The following is a 21,056-nucleotide window of genomic DNA, read 5'->3' on the forward strand; positions in this document are numbered from 1 at the left end:
ATCCGTATTCCATTAGCAGTGAGGAATGGCAGGAATGCGCACAAGCCTTGCCGTTATCTCCGCAGCAAATCGAGAAATATGTGGTTTCTCATCCTGATACGGGATTGCATGTACTTACCTCCCCCCGTGATATTCGGCAAAGCTTTGAAATCCGTGACTACCATTTATATCTGATTCTCGAAACGTTAAAACAAAGCAACTACGACGTCATTCTTATCGATACGGCTCCTGATACAACAGATGCAACGATTCAAGCTCTGTTTTTTGCAGAACATGTCGTGATGGTGGGAAATCCGGTGGTAGACTCCATTGAAAATATTCAACGATTGCTGAAACTGTTGAGAGAAGCAGAGTACCCTGAAGAACGCATTCAAATTTGCATGAATCGTTTGCAGCGGAAAGAAATGTTTACCTTAGATGAAATTCGTGCCTATTTCCAGCTTCACCCTAGCAAAAAAATCTTCTCCATACCTGACGATGTGGAAGTAAAAAAATCGATTAATACAGGAACGCCAGTCATGCTCCAGTCAGGGAGAATTCTGGCCAAGGAAGCCATTGAGACATTAGGAAAAGCACTGGTTCCCGTAGATGGAGAGCAAATGAAGGCTGTTGGAAAAGAGAAACAAAAAGAGAAAACATCTCTCTTCAAGTGGTTATGGGGATAAGGGAGGGTATCATGTTCGATAAAAAACAGTTACTAGGCATTTCTAATCAAGTCCGCAGTACGCAAGAATTACGATCAGCGGGGAGGGGAATGGCGGGAGTTCCTTCGACGCTTCACGAAAAAATGCAAGCCCCCGACCACGAGCGGACGAATGAAAAATGGATTGGGGCAGATCGAGAAACATCAATTCGTACCCAGATTGTTGAGAAATACGGAAAGCGATTATGGGAGGAAAAGCATTCCTCACTCTTTTTAGATGAGCTGACGACAGATATTCGGATGCTGTTGGAGTCGCAAACCACCCTGACATCGATACAAATGGAAGCAGAAGTAAAACGACTGTTGCATTCTTTGACGGGTTGGGGTCCATTAGACGCTTTATTAGAGGATAACGACATCACCGAGATTCTTTTTCATCGCTTTAACTATCTCGTCATTGAAAGGAAAAGTACTGGTCGTCTTGAATCGCCGGACATTGCTGTTTTTCGCGATGAGGAAGAGCTGCTGCGCCTATTGGAACAGATTGCAGCGACAATGGGGCGTGAGTTTAATGAAACAAAAGCAGAATTGCATACACAGCTTCCAGATGGTTCCAGGATTGCTGCTACGCATCGCTCTATTTCTCCAGATGGTCATATGCTCACGATCAGAAAACACCGAGAGCTACTCAGCGAGTCCGACTACTTGCGGTATGGTTCCATTTGTGAGCCGATGCTTCTTTTTTTAAACAGAGCCGTCCGTTTATCTCGTGCATCTGGCATTGTCAGTGGAGGAACAGGGTCAGGCAAAACACACATGCTCAATCTCATCTCCCAGTATGTCCCTGATCATTTAAGCATTATTACGATCGAGGATGTTTTGGAGATGAAGCTTCAGCATCCTTTTGTGCGCAGATTTTTAGCGAAACCTGCAAATTATGAGGGGAAGGGTGGGTTTTCGATCAAGGATTGTGTTCGTTTGTCCTTAAGAAAAAGGCCGGATGTCATTATGGTCGGTGAGACACGAGGTGGCGAAATCGTAGATATGCTTTGGGCGATGAATACGGACCACCCTGGTAGCTGGAGCACAGCGCATGCAAACTCACCGCGTGCTTTGGTTGATTCAACATTGCCCATTTTATTTGGAAAAGCAGATGAAGGGTATAGTGCTGAAGAGCGCAATTTAATGATCGGTTCAGCACTGGATCTGATTGTTCAAGTAAAACGTTTTGAAGAGGATGGCAGTCGCAAGGTGGTAGCGATAACGGAGGTAGTGGGGACGGGTCAATCGCATGAAGAATGGATAAAGCGAGCTTGCAACATTAAACAGGTTCTACCTGATCGGGTGTATTTGCAGGATATTTACGTGTACGAAGCAACAGGGGTGGAGAATGGGAGAGTAAAGGGTCACTTCAAATGGACAGGCTATCGCCCAGAGCGACTTATCAAGCGATGGCTGGAGAAAGGGCTGTCGCGTGAGGAGATTGAGCAAGTCTTTTTCACCACACCAATTCCGCTATAGGAGGGGAAAGCATGGACATTAGCTTACCTGTTGCAATAGGGATGGGGATGGCCATCCTGTTATTGATCTTGCCCAACAAATTGTATATGCGAGAACCGACGGGGAAGCACGAAATCGTAGAAGTGCTGCAACAGGACAGAAAAACCATTTGGAAGCAGTTTGAGGAGAGGTTGGCGAAATCACGTTCAGGGTGGGGGGTAAACCAGTATGTGACCCTCTCTTTTTTATTGGGTATCGTGTCGTTTGGCGTGAGTAGTCAGATTTTGCAGTCTTGGTGGATGGCATTGCCTGCGTTGCTGGCAGGGATTATGTTTACCGAACGGTTGGTGAGTGTATGGGGAGCTCGTCGAAAGGACGATTTCGAAGCAGGCAATGTAAAAGCGATTCGTCTCATGGCCAGTTCTTTACGTACTTCTCCATCGTATTTGCATGCGTTTGAACAGGTAGCAGCTAGTCCATTTTTATCAGAAATCGTATTAGAGGAATACAGGCGTATTGTAGAGCTATTGCGGGCTCAGGTCCCGTTAGAACACGTAATGAATCGTTTCTTTGAACGTACTGGATCAGCAGATGTCAAATATTTAGCGACAATTGTTCACATTCAACGTGATATGGGGGGAGATATGGCCAAAACGCTCGATTTGGCTGCCTCCTCGATATTGCGGCGCAGACAGTCACTCCGTAGACAAAAAGCAGCTATGGCCCAGATCATTGCACAAGTGAATCTGTTAAGTGTCATGCCGTTTGTTTTTGTCATTGCGTTGTACGTGAACAATCCGAATCATTTCGATCCACTAACGGCCACAATGGGGGGACGGTTGCTTATTTTGGGAAGCTTGGCTTCTATTTTGATTGGGGGAGAAGCAATTCGTTATGTTGCACATAAAAGCATAAGCAGAGGAGCATAGGAGAGGATGCAATGTTCGTTCTCGTTATGAGCATATTGGTGAGTGTTGCTATATTTTTGTACGGCTTGCCGTCTTGTGTGAGTAAGGGAGAACCGATCTCCGCCACACTTTTGGGCAGGATTGATTCCGAGAAACAAGCCAAGCTTGAGCAATCGTTTCAACAAGGACGAAAAAGGTGGACACTGGTTCGAAGCTTGGAGAATAACCAGGTACTGCTACAGCATTTCTACAAATGGACGGGTGTCGATAAGAAAAAAATAGAGGAAACATTGGCGCGTCTGGGGATCGATATAAGTCTGACAGAGATTGTCTTGTTCCGGCTCATCAGTATGTGTTTCATTGCTTCATCTCTAGCTTCATTGGCAATGAGCATGGTTAACGGTGAAAAAATCGGTATGGTAAATGGTCTCCCGTTAACGTTTAGCTTATTTTTGTACTTGTTGCCGAACATGCTGCTAGATTGGGCGGACAAGCGAGCAAAAGCTGAAATTCGAGAGCAGGTCCCTATCTTTTTTAGTATTGTGCAGTCATTGGTGGAAGCAGGCATGCCGTTGCAGCAGGCTGTTAAGCAGACTGCGAGACGTTTTGATGCCAGACTTGGCAGAGAGCTCGGGAGCCTAGAAATGGGAGAAAAAAAGCATGGGAACTGGAGAAAGGCGCTTGAAGAGCTGGCCTTTCGGTGGGAGGTAGATTCGTTGACTACCATCGCGCTGGAGATGAACGAGGCGATGAAAAAAGGGGTTAGCATATCACAAATGTTGTCTGTCCAAGTAGAGGAGCAAGTGAGACAACAAGAAGACGAAGCTGCTACCCATATGAATCGGTTAAATATCAGGTTATTGCCTTTTGTCATTTTGTTAATGGGTCTGCCGTTGTTGTTCTTGGTGATGGGTCCTGCATTCATTGGCATCGGAGAAAGCTTGTAGAAAAATAAGCAAATATTTTTGCGAGAGGCACTGTCTTTTGGCAGAGTGAAAATAGAACCAAAATCTCAATGAGGAGTGAATGGAATGGGAACCATCGCAGATTACTTCAAGCGTTTTTGGTATGAGGAGGACGGTGTCACGATCGTGGAAATGGTCATTATCATTGCCGTCATCTTGATTGTGCTTATTCCGACACTGACACAACTAGGCACTGCTGAAGACGAGAAGCTGAAGGAACTGCAAGAAAAAATAAGCAAATGACAAACCTAGTCTTACTGGGCTTCTTAGGAATGGCAGCATGGATGGATTGGAGACGAAGGAAAATACCGAATACTCTTGTTTTTCCAGCGATTGCTGTCGGCCTATGGTATCAGTGGGAAGGTGAAGTATTAGCTGGAGCATTGTTAGGAGTGGCAGGAGCCTTTTTGTTGACAGTTGGTCCCGTATTCTTAAAAGGGATGGGGATGGGGGATCAAAAGTTGCTGATGGCTGTTGGTGCTTGGACGAGTTGGAGTGTGGTGTATTCTTTGTTTTTGCATTCCATCGTTTTGTGCCTGATTGTCATGGTGTTCTATCCGCAAAATTGGGCTCGCCTACGCAACAATCTTCAAATTATAGCAGCCGGATGGTCGGCTCATCGACAAGTATGGCTTCCACAAAGGGAAAGATCAGCCTTTTCATTCCCCTACGCGGTATATTTGCTGGGTGCTTTTGTGTTCCAATCTTTACGAGATGTCATCGGAGCAAGCGGATGATCACACGCATGGGACGAGTGATACGTGCGAGGGCGAAAGATGAGCGAGGCAGCCAAATAATTGAGTTTATTTTGGTGTTTCCTTTAGTTTGGATCTTGATCTTATTCTCCTTTGACCAATTCAGCATGATGTACAACAAGCAAAAGGCATTGGCGGCTGCATATGAGGCAGGGAGAATTGCTGCAGTACAGCCCAATTTCGGTTTGGCCAAATTCCATGCGAAACAGCGAGGCACTTCGGAATTAGCACAAGGTATCGGAGTCCTTCACAAAGATGTGCAGCTGGAGCTAGATGGGAACGGCTGGAGAAAAGGCAATCATGTAAGAGCTGAAGCAACAGTTTCATTTCGGCTTCTCGCTACTGGGGAATTATACGAGATAACCGAAAGCTATCACATGATGGTTGAAAATGCGGAGGAGAAGCAATGAATGATCTGTTGCACCATTTTTTGTTTCGAGTGAAAGAAGAGCGCGGGGCAACCATGATTACTGTGCTCTTCTTTCTCTTCTGCTTGGGCAGTCTGCTCTCTATCCTGTTATTTTTGGAGCAGACAGATTATCTAAAAATGAAGATGCAACATACAGCAGATCTGATTACTAAAGGAGCGCGTGCGGCTGGAAAATGGGAGTACGAGGATTCAAACGGTGATAAGCAAATCAGGTTGTTTGCGACAACAGAAGAAGCTGAACAGCGTGATGCGGATATCATTCGCGGGGCACGAGAAGAAGCGGGAATTCTATGGAGATTAAACAGGCCGAATCTGGAGGGGACAAGTGATGAGGTCTCTGTTATTCACCAAAAAGGTGAACGGCCCTATTTGTACTTGCAAGGAATCTATCATTTAGAAGTAAAGGTTGAAAAGAATATACCTGTATTTTGGGATGAGCTTTTCGTAAAAATGAACAGAGTCTCCCAGTCTGGTGTCTATGAATAAAGTCACAATTTTAAACAAAGGCACTGTTATTTTTGTCCTAATCCCGCGTGGTAATTTAGTAGTATATTCCAGAAATGGGGATAGGAGTGAGATGACAGTGCCCTCAAAAATAGTCGATCGGTACAAACGAATTCTTAACGGAGAGCAAAAGCGTTTTTCCCCGTATGAGTTCGAAGATGTGCAGTACCGAAAGCAAAAAGTCCAATTAGTTGTTAGATATGCGATTGAAAATGTAAAAAGATGGACACCAGAGCAGGCGCGACGTGAATTGAGCTTGCAAGATGTCAAAGAACTGAAGCTGCATTTGGTGAGAGAATTTATTGAGCCGCCTATCGAGGCAAAAGCTGAGGATGTGTACTATTTCGTCGAATTTGCTTATCCGTATTTACCAAGGCTTTCAGAAGAACAACGAGTGCTATGGGTTTACCAAGAAGTGCTTTCGGGCATAAGACGCCATTTTCCCCCAGGTTATTTTCAGAGCATAAAGGGTGAGGAACGGGCAAAAATATGCGTCGATTATATGTGCAAGCATCTACTAAAGCTGGCAGATTTGCGTCAATTGCCGAGTATCTTCAGCAAAACAGAGAGGGCGTATACGCTCCTGAAAACATATAAACTCAAGATTCTCGTCGATACACTCTACTTTTCACCATTTGATATGGTCACCGAAATGTATCCCGAACTTAGTGATCCCGCTTATTGGGAAGAGTTATAAAAATATTTGCACTACCCTGCTGTCTTTTTTTACGGTAGAGATAGTTTCATAGGCTTATAAGCAGATGAAACGGCCGTACTCTACAGGTGAGAGAAGGAGGCGTTGCGTATGGCAACAGTAGAGGCTCACCAGAAATGCTCTGCATCCGTGGAGCAGCTTCTAGGGCGAAAAGTACGCTACCAGAAGCACAAACCTGGCAGGTATCTTTCAGTGGAAAGAGTTCCGCAGGGAACGTTCCAGATCGAATCCGTACATCGATTTGGAGAAAGAGTAGTACTCAATGACGGGCTAATTGTAATGGAGAATGCTCCAACCGTCATGGAGCGCGGGGGAAGGATCGCTCTTCTTTTCGCGACCGGAGAAGAACTTTACTTTGTAACTGAGTAGGTTCTCTTAATCGCCTTGCACGGGTGCGTGTGAGGCGACCCATAAAGCGAAATGCCTGGTTTATCAGGCTAAATACGATTCGACGAGTCGAGAATGCTGTTGGAGAATATCTATCGCTCTATAAAAAGGAAAATGGGGGTATTTTGACGTGTTGGCAAAGAGTGCAATCGAATTAGTCAACCGCTGCTATGAGGAGACAAACAAGCTGACATTGTTGTCATTGGAAGAGTTTAAGGAATCCTTTATTGCTTTTGTTTTTGGAGATTACCAGGAAGAGTTTATGGTTCAGTATGATCTGGAAGAGTTTTATGAGCATCTGAATCAGCTTCAGTTATCGAATTGCCGGAGAGATTTTGATCGAGCAGTTGAGGAATGGTACATCACAGAGTATGGAAGCGGGTATAAAGGCGTCAATTATCATGACATTTTGTTTACGCTAGTAAAGGAAGCAGTCGTTCAATACCAATCGCCAAATCGGATAGCACTCATCCGAGACGTAACCAAGCTTCTGACTATGCCAAATGGATTCCTCGCCCGATGGCAAAATGGGCAGATACGTGAACGTCCCATCCCCACATATTTTAAATACTTGATGAAGCTCGGGGTACGTACACATGAAGATATTGAAACGTTGGTAGACATGTGGCTGGTAGAGTACCCAAACGCATTTAATAAAAAGCAGCAGGAGTTATTTGCCAATCCACCGAGAAGAGGAAGACCTAACAACGTCGAGCTCGCGCTGTTAATCGAGCTAGCCATGAAAGTGAGACCAGAAATGACAGCTCAGGAACGGGAGCGGCTACGCAAAATATACTATTATCATCGCAAGTCCCTCACAGTTCGAGAGATGGTTGAGAAATTTGAGAAATACATTGCCAGTAAAAATAAATCAAATGATTCCCAGGTGGGATAATCATGTTTCACCAAATGAGCCGCTTTGTCTCCAGGTTCCGTGATTTGGAGCAGCAGGAGTTTTCACAGTCTATTGAGGAAGAGCGGCAATGGAGAGCACTGAAAGAAAAGCTTGCTTCGCCACAAATAGTTGAGCAACAGCAGTCGTATCAACACAAATGTATTGCCGTTTTGAGTTTGTACGCACAGGCTGGAGCTAGTTTTCTTGCAAGTAACCTAGCGTATGCATGGTCAGGAAAAGGCATTCCTGTCACCCTTTGCGAGTTACCAAGAGTGACTTCCTATTATTATTTTGCACTTGATTTTGAACGTAGAGCTCGACAACAAGTAAGAGATTCTTCTACACCATCGCTCCTTATGCAAAATAACCATCTTCGCATCCAGATAGAATCCCCAGCACAACTTCAGCACGAATCTTCTCAAACAGATACAGCCAACTGGTTACTACGGATTTGTAAGGATAGTCCCATTGTTGTCATTGATGTTTCTTCCTACTGGAATGATATCCACTCCAAACAAATTTTTGAGCATGCCGACGAAATATGGGTAGTATTTGATGCAGATCTGGCTAGACTTACACGTTTGTTCCTGGTGGATCCAGCCCCTGCTTGGTGGAAGACAGAAAGAAGAAAAATAAAAATGATAGCAAACAAGTGGAATAGCCAATTGTCTCGGGCAAGCATCATGAAAAAAGTAGAAGGAACGCTCTCCCTATGGGATCATCAGCCTGGAGCTACACAGGTAACTGACATGATTCCGTTGATAGATGGAGAGAAAGCAGCAATGGCAAGCGCCAAAGCCAATCTACTATTAGAGCTTTTCCCGGAGGAAGAGATTGAGTTTCAGTCATTGATTCATGCTTATAAAGGAAGGATGTTATGAAAAAGCAAACATTGCTTGTCATTTGCTTAATATCGTTTCTGTTAGCAGGTTCGTCCTTTTATGCAGCAACTCAATATATTGATGCGATGGCTGCAGAAAAACTGTTTGCTCCAGTTGTAAAGGTAGCTGCAGGGAAAGAAATATCAGCCTTCGAGCCGATCACACAAGATGACGTGATACTTGTACAGGAAGAGGTGGATGAAATTCTTCCAGGTTCAGCGCGCGATTTGGATGCCGTTCTGGGGAAAAGGAGCACGCAGACTATATACGAAGGCGAGCAATTATTAGTGGAAAAGCTGACAGATTCGCAGCTTTTACCGGAAAAAGGGGAGGCACGCTACGAGTTCCCCCTACTATCGATTCATCCTTTAACGGAATTACGCAAAGGCGATCATGTGAAAATCTGGGTCAAATACAAGAGTCTCTCGGAGCTGCAAGACTATCCTGCACCACTCCATTTCCGAAAAACCAATGATACGGCAGATTTGTTATTTGAAAGTCAGCTTGCAAGCGTGAGGGACAGTAATGGTATCGAGATCTATACATTAAAGCCGAGCTTGTTGCCATCGCCTGATCAGATGGATTCCATCTTTCATGGAGCACGAGAAAAGCCGTTGCAGAATGGCGAAAAAAGATATCGTGACTACCGGGTTCAGCCAACAGCACTACCTGCTTTTATCGGCTTTAATTTGACAGATGAGGAGTATGTGATAGTAAGCGAGGCAATGTCATATGGGATGCTTCAGGTAGGTCATATCATGGGTTCAAAGGAGCAAGCGTCATGAAAATTTTAGTTTGTTATCCGATGAAGTCACTGGCCAAGACGTATATGCCTGTGTACAGTGATGTGCTAGTAGCAGAGTCGACGGAGGAGTTTTCGCGGCTTGTGCAGCTTTATATTCCAGAAGCTGCCATAATCTTTTCCGAAATGTTCAACTCTCCCGTTTGGGAATGGCTTCCGGCTCTGAAAGCACAACTCCCGCCAAACTCACCGTTAATAATTGTTCCTCTCTATCGGGATGAGAAGATGATTGAGAAGGTAGCGGAGGAGTCCGGGTTAGAGCATGTATACCTGTTATCGGCCCATTTATCACAAGAAGAAATACGCCATCAAATCGGTCTGATTCTAGGCTTCGTGCAAGAGTGTACAGATATCGGACCGTCAAAAGAAAAGGGGCTCGTTTACGCTTTATTGAGCTACGGAGCTTCTGGCATTACTACCTTTTGTATTAATTATCCCGTCATATTAGCGAGGCAGCATCCTGAAAAGCGAATTGTCGTACTTGATATGAATGACGCTAAGCCGGATCTAACACGTTTCTTCAAACTTCAACAACATCAATTATCTTTATTTCGTCCCGACTTTATCGATTTACAAACAACTGCCAAGCGTAACTGGAGCAATGTCTGCAAACAGAGCGCGCACTTGCCTAATCTGTATTACGCACATGCTGCCAGCAAATGGAAAAGCCCAGAATTAAGCAATCTAATTAATGTGTTTCGCATGCAATTTGACTATGTATACGTCGACTGGGGTTACTGCTTCCCTGAGTCTGAGACTCTACAGCGATTGCTTCATACTGTTGACCGCAATCTTTTATTCGTGAGAGCTGATCCCTTTAGTATCGATAGTGCCAGAGAGTGGCTGCATAAATGGAGAGAAAGAGGAGTGAAATGCGAGGTTCTGCTCAGTCATTTAGACCCTGGGCAACCCTTTCGAATCGGGGAGGATGTTTCGGTCTACGGCGTAGTACCACGTATTTCTGAGAGCAGGCTCATGCAATCTCATCAGAGCTGCAGTGTATTAATCGAAGAGTTTTTTCCTCCCAAATCGTACATCAGCAGTTTGAAGGAAATTGCTAAGGCACAATACTTGGATAAAAGTGCGGTGTTTTGCTGATGAGAGGGATAGAGCGAGAACACCCGGTTGGATTGGACATCCAAACCATTGAGGACATTAAACAAGCAGCGAGAGATTATTTAAATCATTTTGGCAAAACTCGAGAAGAGAAGCTAGAGATGCAACGAATTCTCGCTTTGGCAGAACAGGGAGACCGTGATAGTCACAATCATATTATTCTTCGCTTGCAGCATTATTTTGAGGAAGTCCTCCAACGACCAGTAACCGAACAAATTTTGCCGCATGTTAACGGTTACGAAGGTCTCACCTTTTCTACATACGGGTGGGGCATACTCGATGCCGTCCTCCATTTGTCTCCGTGGGTAGAGGAAGTGCGAATTTCTGCAAACCGCAACATTGCCTACTTGGAGCAAGGGGTCAAAAAATTTCTCTCTTACACACCAAGCTGGAAAGAGGTTGAAACTCTTCAACAAAAGCTGACCAATACAGCGGGTCTATCTTTTAACGAGAAAAAACCTAGATTGAGCGGATACTTACATTCACTAAAAGCCAGACTGACCATGTTCACTTTCCCTTATTCCAGAGTACCGACCATTCTGGTTAGAAGATTTACAACGCCTGCTTTTTCTCTCGACCAACTCCGTACACAGCAACAGCCAGCTTTCGACGAAAGAATTCAATGGCTAATGGAACAGCAAGTGTATGGGCGTAGCAATGTGCTGGTTATTGGACCGATGGCTGCCGGTAAAACAACATTGATGATGTGTATGCTGAAACTAAAGGACCCTCGGACAGAATATATCACGATCTTTGAAAGTGAACACGAGATGCGATTTGGTGATATTTGGCCAGGGGAAGTGATTGAACTCCAAAACGTGGAGGAAATCGGCATTGAATTGGAGCATTGCTTCAAAGACATGTACCGATCAACCGCAAATACGATTTTGATTGGAGAAATTCGTGAGCCTATAGAAGCGTACCATTTTATAAATGCCGGAATCAGAGGGACGGACGCTACAATCGGAGCGATGCACGAACGATTTGCTCATAGAGCTTTACATGATTTGACGGATCTTGTTTATCAATATGGAGGGAGGAGTATCGAGCTGACCCAGGAGCGAATTAGCAGGGCAGTCAATTTTGTCAATTCGCTTACATACCGTAACAGCGGTCACCGTTTTATTGATGCCATTCATACGACGGAGTGGAATTCATCTTTTAACCGAGTCGAATCTATTCCCCTCGTAGGTCGCAACATGCAGACGGGAGCTTATGAATGGACAGGGAATCAATTGAGCCCACATTTAGTTGAATACATGTGTTACGTCGGCAAAGCCGACATTGAAGTGCTGAAAGAGCTACGTCTTACCGATATAGGCAGGCAGCTATGATTTACACATTTCTTTTTCCGGTGTTTCTATGTCTCTTCTCTGGCTTTCTGTTTCTCGGCTTACACCTGTACAAGGGATGGAGAAGTCCACGCGTATTGTTCCCACGTACAGTTGAGGCATGGCGAGAGAAATTTTTAAGGCATTCTACCCGGCGCATGATGTATGAACACTTTGATCGTTGGTGTCAAACCGTGGGAGGTACACCAGAAGGGTACTTATTACTATCCATGATTGGCGGAATAGCGGGGTTCATCTCGGGTATTTTGCTAGGAAATATGATTGTATCCTTGTCGCTTTTTCTCTTATTCCTCTTGCTGCCAACACTGATTCTATACGCACGCTATACCGTACAAATGAATAAAAAAATCAGCTCATTCTGTCGTTTCGTAGAGTTGTTTGCCCGTTATTATAACAGTCGCAAAAACATTGTCCTTACCTTTCGCGAAATGATAGAAGAATGCCCTAAAGAGTTATTGCCTGACCTCCTTCTGCTTAACAATAGCCTTTCGGATGGGGGAAACTCGGTTGCAGCAGTGGAACAATTTGCGCAGAGACTAGACCACCCGTGGGCTTTTGATTTTGCAACCTATATTTCTAGCGGTTTGGAAGGGGAAACAGAAGATATTCAATCACCTCTAAATCGGTTAACGAATGAGATGTTTGTACAACAAGACGAAAAGCATGAGCGTGATAGTGAAATATACTCCATTTGGATCAGCTTGCTTATTGTTATAGCGATTTGCGTTTGCCTGATCCCCTACAATCAAGGGTTGCTTCAAGATTCTTACCGTCTCTATTTCTACACGCCAGATGGACAAGCCATATTAGCGATTGCGGCGACTGTGTGGACTTTTTCGATCCTGTTGGCATTTATTTGGGGAAGGAGATATCGCTAATGCCAATGCTCATCATGTATACCTACCTTGGATTAGGCGCTCTATTTGTTTTCAGTGCAACGTTTATGATCGGGAAGTATTTGTTTCACAAGCAAAAGCCAAAGCTGTTTGTTTCCGGAGTGTGGTGGGGAAAGTGGGAGCAGGCACTAAAGCCTGACGAAGACGACAAATGGGAGCAGTTACTATCACGAGCAGGAAGGCCTTTTGGATGGGGAAAACCGGAGTGGGTGTTTCTGCAATTGTTGTCTGGAAGTACCGTTTGCATTCTGATTCTTATGTGGGTCGTCGTAAGTCGAATGGAATCATTTCCACTTCTGTCGATGTGTCTGGCATCTGCAGGGAGTTATATGCTGCCGTACATGGGCTTAAAGATGTGGGCAAATCACAGAGAGGATATGCTGAGTACAGATATCGCCAGATTTATCAATCGCTATGTAACCCTTCTGGAAAATCAGGTGCCCATTTACAATGCCATGGTCAAGGCAGCTAGACCGACTAGAAAGCTAAAGGAGTATATCCCTACTTTATCTGAGTGGAACAGAGACTCTAATGAGGCACTGGAGAGCTTTAAACGCAAAATCGGTGTCGATGACGGAATCATTCTCGTATCAAGTATGCGTACAATTGAAACGCTGAGCGAAGGACAAGTAAGTGCAACTATGCAACGAATGGAGTGGGCTGTCGATCATCGAAGAATGTTTCGTCATCGGAAAAAGATAAAATCTTTGGGGATCGGCTACACGGTCATTGTCTACCCGGCATTTTACATGGGTTTATTGGTAGCGATGTTCCCTTGGTATAAGCTGCTTACAGAAATTCTGGATAAATATTTGACCTGAGGAGGAGCAACTCATGACCAAGCTTTTATCTATCATCATGTGCATCGTTTTCTCTTTAGGAATAATCGTTTCTAGCTTGTCCGAAATAAACACATCGGTAGTGAGAGAGGACGGGCTGAGAGATCGAGCAGTTGGATGGATCGACAAAGCCATACCTTAAATCACGTATGAGAAAAGGGGAAATTCGAGATGTCGAAAATGTTCTTTATATTTTTAGCATGCGTTATGGTGTTAGGGATCGGTGTCAGCAGTTATGGTAATGAATTAAGCCCTGCGGCAAACGATTCTGCCGAGAGCATTAATCAATCCATCACATCGCTGAACTACGATACCCGCAATGAAAACATCAACTTCAGGATGCAAAACGGCACTTCCTATACGTCGTCAAACTGATGCTGCACATTCACGTTCTTCTCATCATTTCGATTATGGTAGGGAGCTTGTGCGCGATGCTTTGGAATCTCCAGCCAGAGGAGCAGCTTAAACAGACACAACAAGAAAGGGTGTATCGAGCAGCGACGGTTATCTTCCATTAAAGAAGAGCTGGCGTTTCTAAAACGATGGTGAAAGCAAAAGTCTTTCTTATTTGTCTACTGGTCCTTTTATTGGTTACTTCTGCACTGGGAGCTTACCACTTGTACGCAATGGAAAGGGCGATTGCCCGTGGAATCTATGCTGACTTACTGGATGATATGCAGGACATCGGGTATTTGGAGCCGACGTTAGCAGATTACTATCTTCTGAAAATGAAAGAACTGGGTTGGGAAGTGACAGAGGATGCGTTTGCCGGGAGCTGGCCTCGAACCGAGAGCGAGCGAGCTCGCAAAGAGAGACAGGAGGCGATTACCTTGTCAGTTACTATCCAGCCTTCAAAAGTGACCCAATGGCTGCACAAATTTGTGGAGGGGGATACATCCTTTTCCTTTACGGGAAGCCGTCCGTCCGAATACTTTGATCCAGGGTGGTAGTGCATGAATAAAATGATTAGCATTTTGGCAGTAATGGCTATTGTATTGCCTTTGACGGTAGGTCTGCTTCTCACCGGTCCGCAAAATCTCCTTTCGGCATGCACGCAGTTTTTCGGTGATTTGCTCGCTGAAGTAACGCGTTTTGGTACAGGCTAATGGGTCAATTAATCGCTGTGATTCTGAACATTATGGTTATGCTACTCGTTCCATTAGGACTTTTACAGGTACATACGGTCGTTCAGGCCAGAAACGAATTATTGGAAGTGAGCGCGGCCGCTACGAAATACGTCAGCAACCACGGGGGGACGAGTGAAGGCAACTTGCAACAAGAGGTTCGGGCACTAATCGCTCGGGAGCTGAGGGAGAAAAAGTTCTCCATTCCAGATCAGGATCTGTCTGTCAGTGTCATTCGCACTCGTTCTTTTGATCCCGTCCTGTGGAGCCACGAAGATGAGTTTGTCGTGGAGCTGGCAATTCCATACCCCCGCTTTACCTCCTGGATTCCAATGCCGGCTGATTCCTTGCAAGTCCAAAGAATAGGTACGGTTAACATCATGGACTACGATCTGTAAAAGCTCCCATTAGGAGGCTATCGTTACGGGTATAAATATCTTATCCATTTCTACGATGCTGTTCTTTTTGCTGGTAGGTATGTTTATTGTAGATGCAGACATCACCATGCAGAAAAAAACAGAAATGAAGATACTCCTGGAGTTGTCTAATCATCACGCCACATTTGCTGTCGATCCAATATTGAAAACAGAGGGTGTAATTGACCTGCTCGAAGACGAGGCTCTCAAACGTTTTGATGACAGAATGTACGAGAACGGTGGCTACCGTCGTGAGCAAGCCATGTATGTCCCTCAAGCAGACAGTGTGACCACTGATCCCATTCCTTTCTCACGCTATTATGTGGATTTCCGATCGTGGCGCCATGACCTCCAATTACGCCTACAGTACAATGGGACAACCCTCGTGACAGAGCGAGCAACGAAAGGACCAGTGCGTCCGGGAGGCGGAATGCTGCAAATTACTGTCGTCACTGAGCGTGGGGAGGAACTGCAGCTCGCACCGAAGACAATGGTCGGTCCATCCCATGTCGTAGTTGCCTACATCGACGAGCGACCGTTTCTGCCAATGCTGCCGTCGCATTCGTTTCCAGTCGTATCTGTAGAAGAACTGAAAGATTAGTCAGACTTATTTACAAATTGCAAATTCTTCTGGTACTATGTAGGAAAGTGCTTACCCAGCTTGCGATTGTGAGGAAGTCGCTCTCCGAACATCCCGTTTGCCGGTCCGTTAAGCATAGTAAAAGTGGGGTTATTGATTTGTTTGATAAAGATACCATTTATATCGTAGGCGATGCACAGTCCTCTTCGAACAATCCGATTACACAGCAATTCAGTGCTTTTTTTATCGGATTGGTTGTCGATACTTCCAACGACAAGATCGTAGATGCGGCCTGCTCCTCCACGGTCCAACTGACGTCTGACTTTGCTCGGTCGATCTTTATCGGTCATTCAATTATGGCGTCGGAGGAAATTGGCGAAGAGATTCGCTTTCGGTATTTTGGATCTTCCCAAAAAACATTGATTGCAGCGTTTAAGGACGCGCAAAAGAAGTACAAACAAGCAGTTTCCACGAGAAATAAAGCCACAGTCACCAAATGAATACACCCGCTGCTTTATTTATTCGTATGCACGGCATACACGTAAGTAAAACCCAGCAAATGCCATGATCACGCGCATTTGCTGGGTTTTTTGCTTATTACGAGAGGTCAGTTTTTGATGAAAAGGAGGAGAGTCCTTGCTATCTTTTGTCTTCCGCAGATTTATCTCCATGATCGTGACGTTATGGCTCATCATTACCCTCACCTTTTTCCTGATGCATGCCGTTCCAGGATCTCCTTTTGAAAGAGAAGGAAAGGCATTAGACCCAGCAGTGGAAGCTAACCTCAATGCCTACTACAACCTGGATAAGCCGCTACTGGTCCAATACGGGCTGTACTTACAAAAGCTGGTGCAATTTGACCTCGGGCCATCTCTTGCCAACAGTTCAGATACTGTCAACAAAATGATCGCCCGTGGATTCCCCGTCTCTTTTCAACTCGGTCTGATTTCTGTCGTCTTTGCGATTGTCACCGGTATCGCGCTTGGTGTGATCGCCGCACTACGGCATAACCGTCTCATTGATTACCTTGCCATGATTATTGCTGTTATCGGGATATCTGTTCCCAGCTTTGTTGTCGCTTCCTTATTAATCAAATATTTGGCGGTCGAATGGAAGCTGTTGCCGACCGCAACGTGGGGTACCTGGCAGCATGTGATTATGCCGGCGCTTGCATTGGCGTTTGGTCCAATTGCGATTATCGCTCGTTTGACTCGTACCAACATGCTGGAAGTGTTGACCCAGGAATACATTGAAACCGCTCGAGCAAAAGGGCTGTCTCCGGCGACGATCGTGTTGAAGCACGCACTGCGTAATGCGATTTTGCCTGTGGTCACGCTTTTAGGCGCACTAATTGCCAACGTTTTAACGGGAAGCTTTGTGATCGAAAAAATATTTGCGATCCCTGGGATGGGGAAATACTTCGTCGCTGGCATTAATAACCGTGACTATTCCGTCATTATGGGAACGACTGTCTTCTATAGCACACTTTTGATATTCCTGATGTTTGTCGTCGATGTACTGTACGGCATCATTGATCCACGAATTAAGCTGCATCGAAAGGAGAGCGAAGGATGATCGTTTCTGACGATTTATTTATCCCCATGCGCAAAGACAACCTCAATGCGGAAGCGATTGTGCGACCTCAACTGACGTTTTGGCAAGAAGCTTGGCTTCGTCTGAGAGGAAACAAGCTGGCTCTGATGGGGGTGGTGGTGATTATCTTGCTTGGGGTTATGGCTACGATTGGACCGATGATCTCTGGTCATGAATACGCCAAACAGTCGATTATTATGAAAAACAAGCCGCCATCTGAAGCGAACTGGTTTGGTACCGATGATTTTGGCCGTGATGTGTTCACTCGTGTTTGGTATGGTGCGCGCATTTCCCTGTTTGTCGGTTTGACAGCAGCACTTATCGATTTTTTCATTGGTGTCTTGTATGGAGGAATTGCCGGATATTTGGGCGGGCGAATCGATAATATCATGATGCGCTTCGTCGACATTTTGTACGGACTTCCTTATTTGTTGGTTGTGATTTTGCTGATGGTCGTCATGGGGCCAGGACTATTAACCATTATTATCGCGTTAAGTGCGACAGGCTGGATCGGGATGGCACGGACTGTGCGTGGTCAGGTCCTGCAAATGAAAAACTCGGAGTACGTACTGGCAGCAAAAACAATGGGGGCAAAGCCTTTCTACATCATTCGCAAACATCTGCTGCCCAACACAATTGGCATCATCATTGTCTATGTCACGTTATCTGTTCCATCTGCGATTTTTGCAGAAGCGTTTTTGAGCTTCCTCGGTCTCGGCATTCAGGCGCCAAAGGCTAGCTGGGGTGTGATGGCTAACGATGGGCTCTCTACAATTTTGTCCGGTCATTGGTGGCGACTCTTTTTCCCTGCTTTCTTAATCTCGCTGACGATGCTTGCGTTCAACGTGCTCGGTGACGGCTTGCGCGATGCGTTCGATCCGAAGTCAAGGAGGTAGGCAACATGGATAAAATGGAAAAGCTGCTGGAAGTCAGTGGGCTTCGGGTCACATTTAAGACGCATGGCGGTGAAGTGAACGCCGTTCGGGACGTGAACTTTACTTTGAACAAAGGGGAGACATTGGCGATTGTTGGTGAATCCGGATGTGGGAAGAGCGTGACTGCAAGGAGCATCATGCGTCTGATCCCGGAGCATATCGGAAAAATCGCGGGTGGAAGCATTCATTTTAAAGGGCAGGACCTGGCAAAGCTGCCGGAAAAGCAAATGCGTGAGCTGCGCGGGAAAGAAATCTCCATGATCTTTCAAGATGCGATGACGTCACTCAACCCTACCATTACCATTGGTGAGCAGATCATGGAAGGAATCATTCGCCATCAAAAGGTTGCAAGAAGCGAAGCCAAGCGGCAAGCGATTGAAATTCTCACCTTGGTCGGGATCGCCAATCCGGAAAGTCGTCTCAAGCAGTACCTCCATCAGTTCAGTGGCGGGATGCGCCAACGGATCATGATTGCGATTGCGCTCGTATGTAAGCCGTCCATTCTGATTGCGGATGAACCTACGACAGCGTTGGATGTAACGATTCAGGCGCAAATCATCGAGCTGTTCAAAAGCATTCAGCTAAAGACGGGGGTCTCGATCATTATTATCACGCATGATTTGGGAGTCGTCGCCAAAATTGCGGATCGGGTCAACGTGATGTATGCCGGAAAAGTGGTAGAGTCCGGACCTGTTCGCGACATTTTTTACAATCCACAGCATCCGTACACCAAAGGCTTGCTGGCGTCGATGCCTCGTTTGGATGCAGATCGCTCAATTCCGTTGAGTCCCATACCTGGAACACCCCCGGATTTGTTCAGTCCGCCAATTGGCTGTGCATTCGCTGCGCGCTGCGACTACGCGTTGGAAGTATGTCGGAATTACCAGCCTGCGGAGACCCATGTCCATAGCAAACACGCGGTTTCCTGTTGGTTGCAGGACCCACGGGCGAAGAAATTGCTGGCGTCGATGCAACCGCCAACGGGGACCTGATTCATGGCTGTCGAGGGCAGTGGTCAAGCCCGGCTTCATTCGTGTAAAAGAGGGTGTCGTCTGACGGCGCTATCCTTTTACGTCATACAAAAACAAAAAAATAAGGGGGAAGAAACAGTGAAAAAACTATCAACATTGTTGCTGACGGCTACGCTGGGTGTGTCCATGCTCATGGCTGGATGTACATCGGGTCAACCAGCTGCACCGAGTGAGCCTGCACCAGGTAACACGGCTCAGCCAAACGCTCCGACGCCGGGCGATCAAGCGGCAAAGCTCCTGTTGCTGAACAATATCAAGGAACCGACGTCATTGGACCCGCCGATTGGCTTCGATGAGCCGTCCTATAACATTTTGAACAACTTGATGGAAGGCTTGACTCGCTTGGACGAAAATCAAAAGCCTCAACCAGCGGCCGCTTCCGAGTGGACAATCTCCGAGGATGGCAAAACCTACACCTTTACCCTCCGTGACAACAAATGGTCCAATGGTGAACCGGTAAAGGCTCAGGACTTCGAATTCGCGTGGAAACGCATGCTTGATCCTGCACTGGCATCTCCGGCAGCATCCCTCGCGTACATTATTGAGGGAGCGGAGGCATATAACAGCGGTAAAGGTCCGGCGGATGGCGTAAAAGTAAAAGCCGTGGACGACAAAACATTAGAGGTCGTTCTCGCTCAACCAGCTTCATGGACGCTCCTGTTGGCATCCAACCCAGCTTTCTTCCCTGTGCACAAAGCAACCGTTGAAAAAGATCCGAAATGGGCAGCAGAAGCCGCAAGCTTTGTTGGAAATGGACCATTCAAGCTGACAGAGTGGGCACATGACAGTGAACTGAAAATGATGAAGAGCGATACGTACTGGGATGCCGCAAACGTAACTCTGCCTGGTGCCGTTTGGAAAATGATCGATGACGAGAATACCGAGTATCAAATGTTTACGAACGAAGAGCTGCACAGAACGACAACCGTTCCTGCAGACATGGCAGACCAATTGTTTAAAGAAGGCAAAGTATTCGTGCGTGACGGAGCAGGTACAGAGTTCTATCGTTTCAACGTAGCGAAGGAGCCATTTGATAACGCCAATATTCGTAAAGCCTTTAGCTTGGCGATTGACCGTCAAACGCTGGTTGACCTGGTGCTGATGCGTCAGCAAAAACCGGGAACAGGCTTCGTATCGTATGGTTTGCCTGATGCCAACGGTGAAGGACAATTCCGTGAAGTAGGCGGAGAATTGGTGAACTTCAACCCAGATGAAGCGAAGAAGCTCCTGGAACAAGGAATGAAAGAAAAAGGCTACACAAAGCTGCCGGAGGTTACACTCACATACCGCAGCGGAACGGCTAACGAAAAAACGGCACAAGCCGCGCAAGAAATGTGGAAGCAGACACTGGGCGTTGATGTGAAGCTGCAAAAAGTAGAAGGCAAAGTTTTGACGGACATGCAAAAGCAATTGCAGTATCAAATTGCTCGTTCTTCTTGGTTGCCTGACTTCGGTGATGCGATCAACTTCCTCGATATTTTCCAATCGAAGGCAGCAAGCAATCGTACGGGCTGGAGCAATGCGCAATTCGACAAGCTGATCCAAGACGCATACAAGGAGCCAAACGATGCAAAACGTCTGAAGCTGCTGCATGATGCAGAAAAAATCTTGTTGGATGAAGCACCAATCGCACCGCTTTATTTCTACAACACTTCCTTGCTCTCAAGCGAAAAAGTAAGTGGTGTACAAAGCTCTTCACTTAGCTACACAGACCTGAGAAAAGCTGTCGTGAAGTAAGAAAGAGTGAGTTGGGAGAAGTCATTTCAGGCGGATGGAATGACTCTCCCCC

General features: G+C 45.9%; 28 protein-coding genes (1 of these 28 cut by a window edge). All 28 read left to right on the forward strand.

Annotated features, from left to right (window positions below):
• Positions 1–665: the end of an AAA family ATPase gene (locus EL268_RS01065; RefSeq protein WP_106656122.1), read on the forward strand. 739 nt of this gene lie to the left of the window's left edge; only the last 665 of its 1,404 coding nucleotides appear in the window; the start codon falls outside the window, past its left edge; it ends in the stop codon at positions 663–665.
• An 11-nt stretch (positions 666–676) separates the two neighbouring features.
• Positions 677–2,164 carry a TadA family conjugal transfer-associated ATPase gene (locus tag EL268_RS01070; RefSeq protein ID WP_106656121.1) on the forward strand — a complete coding sequence of 496 codons (1,488 nt, stop codon included), beginning with the start codon at positions 677–679 and terminating at the stop codon, positions 2,162–2,164.
• An 11-nt stretch (positions 2,165–2,175) separates the two neighbouring features.
• Complete coding sequence (locus EL268_RS01075) at positions 2,176–3,072, forward strand: type II secretion system F family protein (protein WP_106656120.1); 897 nt, start codon at positions 2,176–2,178, stop codon at positions 3,070–3,072.
• Between the two features lie 11 nt (positions 3,073–3,083).
• A complete protein-coding gene (locus tag EL268_RS01080) occupies positions 3,084–3,998 on the forward strand; it encodes a type II secretion system F family protein (RefSeq protein ID WP_106656119.1) in 915 nt (304 codons plus the stop codon).
• 84 nt (positions 3,999–4,082) lie between these two features.
• Positions 4,083–4,259: a pilus assembly protein gene (locus tag EL268_RS01085; RefSeq protein WP_106656118.1), complete on the forward strand. Its 177-nt coding sequence runs from the start codon at positions 4,083–4,085 to the stop codon at positions 4,257–4,259.
• Positions 4,256–4,753, forward strand: coding sequence for an A24 family peptidase (locus EL268_RS01090; RefSeq protein ID WP_106656117.1), 498 nt, complete (start codon positions 4,256–4,258; stop codon positions 4,751–4,753). Before EL268_RS01085 ends, EL268_RS01090 begins: the two co-directional genes overlap by 4 nt.
• Positions 4,750–5,181, forward strand: coding sequence for a TadE/TadG family type IV pilus assembly protein (locus EL268_RS01095; protein ID WP_106656116.1), 432 nt, complete (start codon positions 4,750–4,752; stop codon positions 5,179–5,181). Before EL268_RS01090 ends, EL268_RS01095 begins: the two co-directional genes overlap by 4 nt.
• Positions 5,178–5,687, forward strand: coding sequence for a hypothetical protein (locus tag EL268_RS01100; protein WP_106656115.1), 510 nt, complete (start codon positions 5,178–5,180; stop codon positions 5,685–5,687). Before EL268_RS01095 ends, EL268_RS01100 begins: the two co-directional genes overlap by 4 nt.
• A 97-nt stretch (positions 5,688–5,784) precedes the next feature.
• Complete coding sequence (locus EL268_RS01105; RefSeq protein WP_106656114.1) at positions 5,785–6,402, forward strand: DUF4046 domain-containing protein; 618 nt, start codon at positions 5,785–5,787, stop codon at positions 6,400–6,402.
• Positions 6,403–6,510: 108 nt separating this feature from the next.
• Complete coding sequence (locus EL268_RS01110) at positions 6,511–6,789, forward strand: hypothetical protein (protein ID WP_106656113.1); 279 nt, start codon at positions 6,511–6,513, stop codon at positions 6,787–6,789.
• A 148-nt stretch (positions 6,790–6,937) separates the two neighbouring features.
• Positions 6,938–7,702 carry a hypothetical protein gene (locus EL268_RS01115; RefSeq protein WP_047074825.1) on the forward strand — a complete coding sequence of 255 codons (765 nt, stop codon included), beginning with the start codon at positions 6,938–6,940 and terminating at the stop codon, positions 7,700–7,702.
• A 2-nt stretch (positions 7,703–7,704) separates the two neighbouring features.
• Positions 7,705–8,583: a CpaE/TadZ family protein gene (locus tag EL268_RS01120; RefSeq protein WP_106656112.1), complete on the forward strand. Its 879-nt coding sequence runs from the start codon at positions 7,705–7,707 to the stop codon at positions 8,581–8,583.
• Complete coding sequence (locus tag EL268_RS01125; RefSeq protein WP_106656111.1) at positions 8,580–9,368, forward strand: SAF domain-containing protein; 789 nt, start codon at positions 8,580–8,582, stop codon at positions 9,366–9,368. The genes EL268_RS01120 and EL268_RS01125 overlap by 4 nt, the downstream gene beginning before the upstream one ends.
• Positions 9,365–10,483, forward strand: a complete 1,119-nt coding sequence (locus EL268_RS01130) for a hypothetical protein (protein ID WP_106656110.1) — start codon at positions 9,365–9,367, stop codon at positions 10,481–10,483. Before EL268_RS01125 ends, EL268_RS01130 begins: the two co-directional genes overlap by 4 nt.
• Positions 10,483–11,835, forward strand: a complete 1,353-nt coding sequence (locus tag EL268_RS01135) for an ATPase, T2SS/T4P/T4SS family (protein ID WP_106656109.1) — start codon at positions 10,483–10,485, stop codon at positions 11,833–11,835. Before EL268_RS01130 ends, EL268_RS01135 begins: the two co-directional genes overlap by 1 nt.
• 191 nt (positions 11,836–12,026) lie before the next feature.
• On the forward strand, positions 12,027–12,731 hold the full coding sequence (locus tag EL268_RS01140; protein ID WP_232030207.1) for a hypothetical protein: 705 nt from the start codon (positions 12,027–12,029) through the stop codon (positions 12,729–12,731).
• Complete coding sequence (locus EL268_RS01145; RefSeq protein WP_106656107.1) at positions 12,731–13,570, forward strand: hypothetical protein; 840 nt, start codon at positions 12,731–12,733, stop codon at positions 13,568–13,570. The genes EL268_RS01140 and EL268_RS01145 overlap by 1 nt, the downstream gene beginning before the upstream one ends.
• Positions 13,571–13,583: 13 nt before the next feature.
• Positions 13,584–13,730: a hypothetical protein gene (locus tag EL268_RS32595; RefSeq protein ID WP_007725181.1), complete on the forward strand. Its 147-nt coding sequence runs from the start codon at positions 13,584–13,586 to the stop codon at positions 13,728–13,730.
• A gap of 29 nt (positions 13,731–13,759) precedes the next feature.
• Complete coding sequence (locus EL268_RS01150) at positions 13,760–13,963, forward strand: hypothetical protein (protein WP_007725184.1); 204 nt, start codon at positions 13,760–13,762, stop codon at positions 13,961–13,963.
• Between the two features lie 251 nt (positions 13,964–14,214).
• Entirely contained in the window at positions 14,215–14,538 is a 324-nt protein-coding gene (locus EL268_RS01155) for a hypothetical protein (protein ID WP_232030497.1), read from the forward strand.
• 3 nt (positions 14,539–14,541) lie between these two features.
• Entirely contained in the window at positions 14,542–14,694 is a 153-nt protein-coding gene (locus EL268_RS32600; RefSeq protein ID WP_007725191.1) for a hypothetical protein, read from the forward strand.
• Positions 14,694–15,110, forward strand: coding sequence for a hypothetical protein (locus tag EL268_RS01160; RefSeq protein ID WP_106656106.1), 417 nt, complete (start codon positions 14,694–14,696; stop codon positions 15,108–15,110). Before EL268_RS32600 ends, EL268_RS01160 begins: the two co-directional genes overlap by 1 nt.
• Before the next feature lie 55 nt (positions 15,111–15,165).
• Positions 15,166–15,729 (forward strand): hypothetical protein, encoded by a 564-nt coding sequence (locus EL268_RS01165; RefSeq protein WP_106656105.1) that lies wholly within the window; start codon positions 15,166–15,168, stop codon positions 15,727–15,729.
• Between the two features lie 137 nt (positions 15,730–15,866).
• Positions 15,867–16,208: a DUF3870 domain-containing protein gene (locus tag EL268_RS01170; protein WP_012683929.1), complete on the forward strand. Its 342-nt coding sequence runs from the start codon at positions 15,867–15,869 to the stop codon at positions 16,206–16,208.
• 136 nt (positions 16,209–16,344) lie between these two features.
• Positions 16,345–17,283, forward strand: a complete 939-nt coding sequence (locus tag EL268_RS01175; RefSeq protein ID WP_106656104.1) for an ABC transporter permease — start codon at positions 16,345–16,347, stop codon at positions 17,281–17,283.
• Between the two features lie 26 nt (positions 17,284–17,309).
• Entirely contained in the window at positions 17,310–18,197 is an 888-nt protein-coding gene (locus tag EL268_RS01180; RefSeq protein WP_373863432.1) for an ABC transporter permease, read from the forward strand.
• A 5-nt stretch (positions 18,198–18,202) separates the two neighbouring features.
• Positions 18,203–19,228: an ABC transporter ATP-binding protein gene (locus tag EL268_RS01185; protein ID WP_106656102.1), complete on the forward strand. Its 1,026-nt coding sequence runs from the start codon at positions 18,203–18,205 to the stop codon at positions 19,226–19,228.
• Between the two features lie 117 nt (positions 19,229–19,345).
• A complete protein-coding gene (locus EL268_RS01190) occupies positions 19,346–21,004 on the forward strand; it encodes a peptide ABC transporter substrate-binding protein (RefSeq protein ID WP_106656101.1) in 1,659 nt (552 codons plus the stop codon).
• Positions 21,005–21,056: the final 52 nt, after the last annotated feature.

The organism is Brevibacillus brevis, from assembly GCF_900637055.1.
GTDB classification, from domain to species: domain Bacteria; phylum Bacillota; class Bacilli; order Brevibacillales; family Brevibacillaceae; genus Brevibacillus; species Brevibacillus brevis.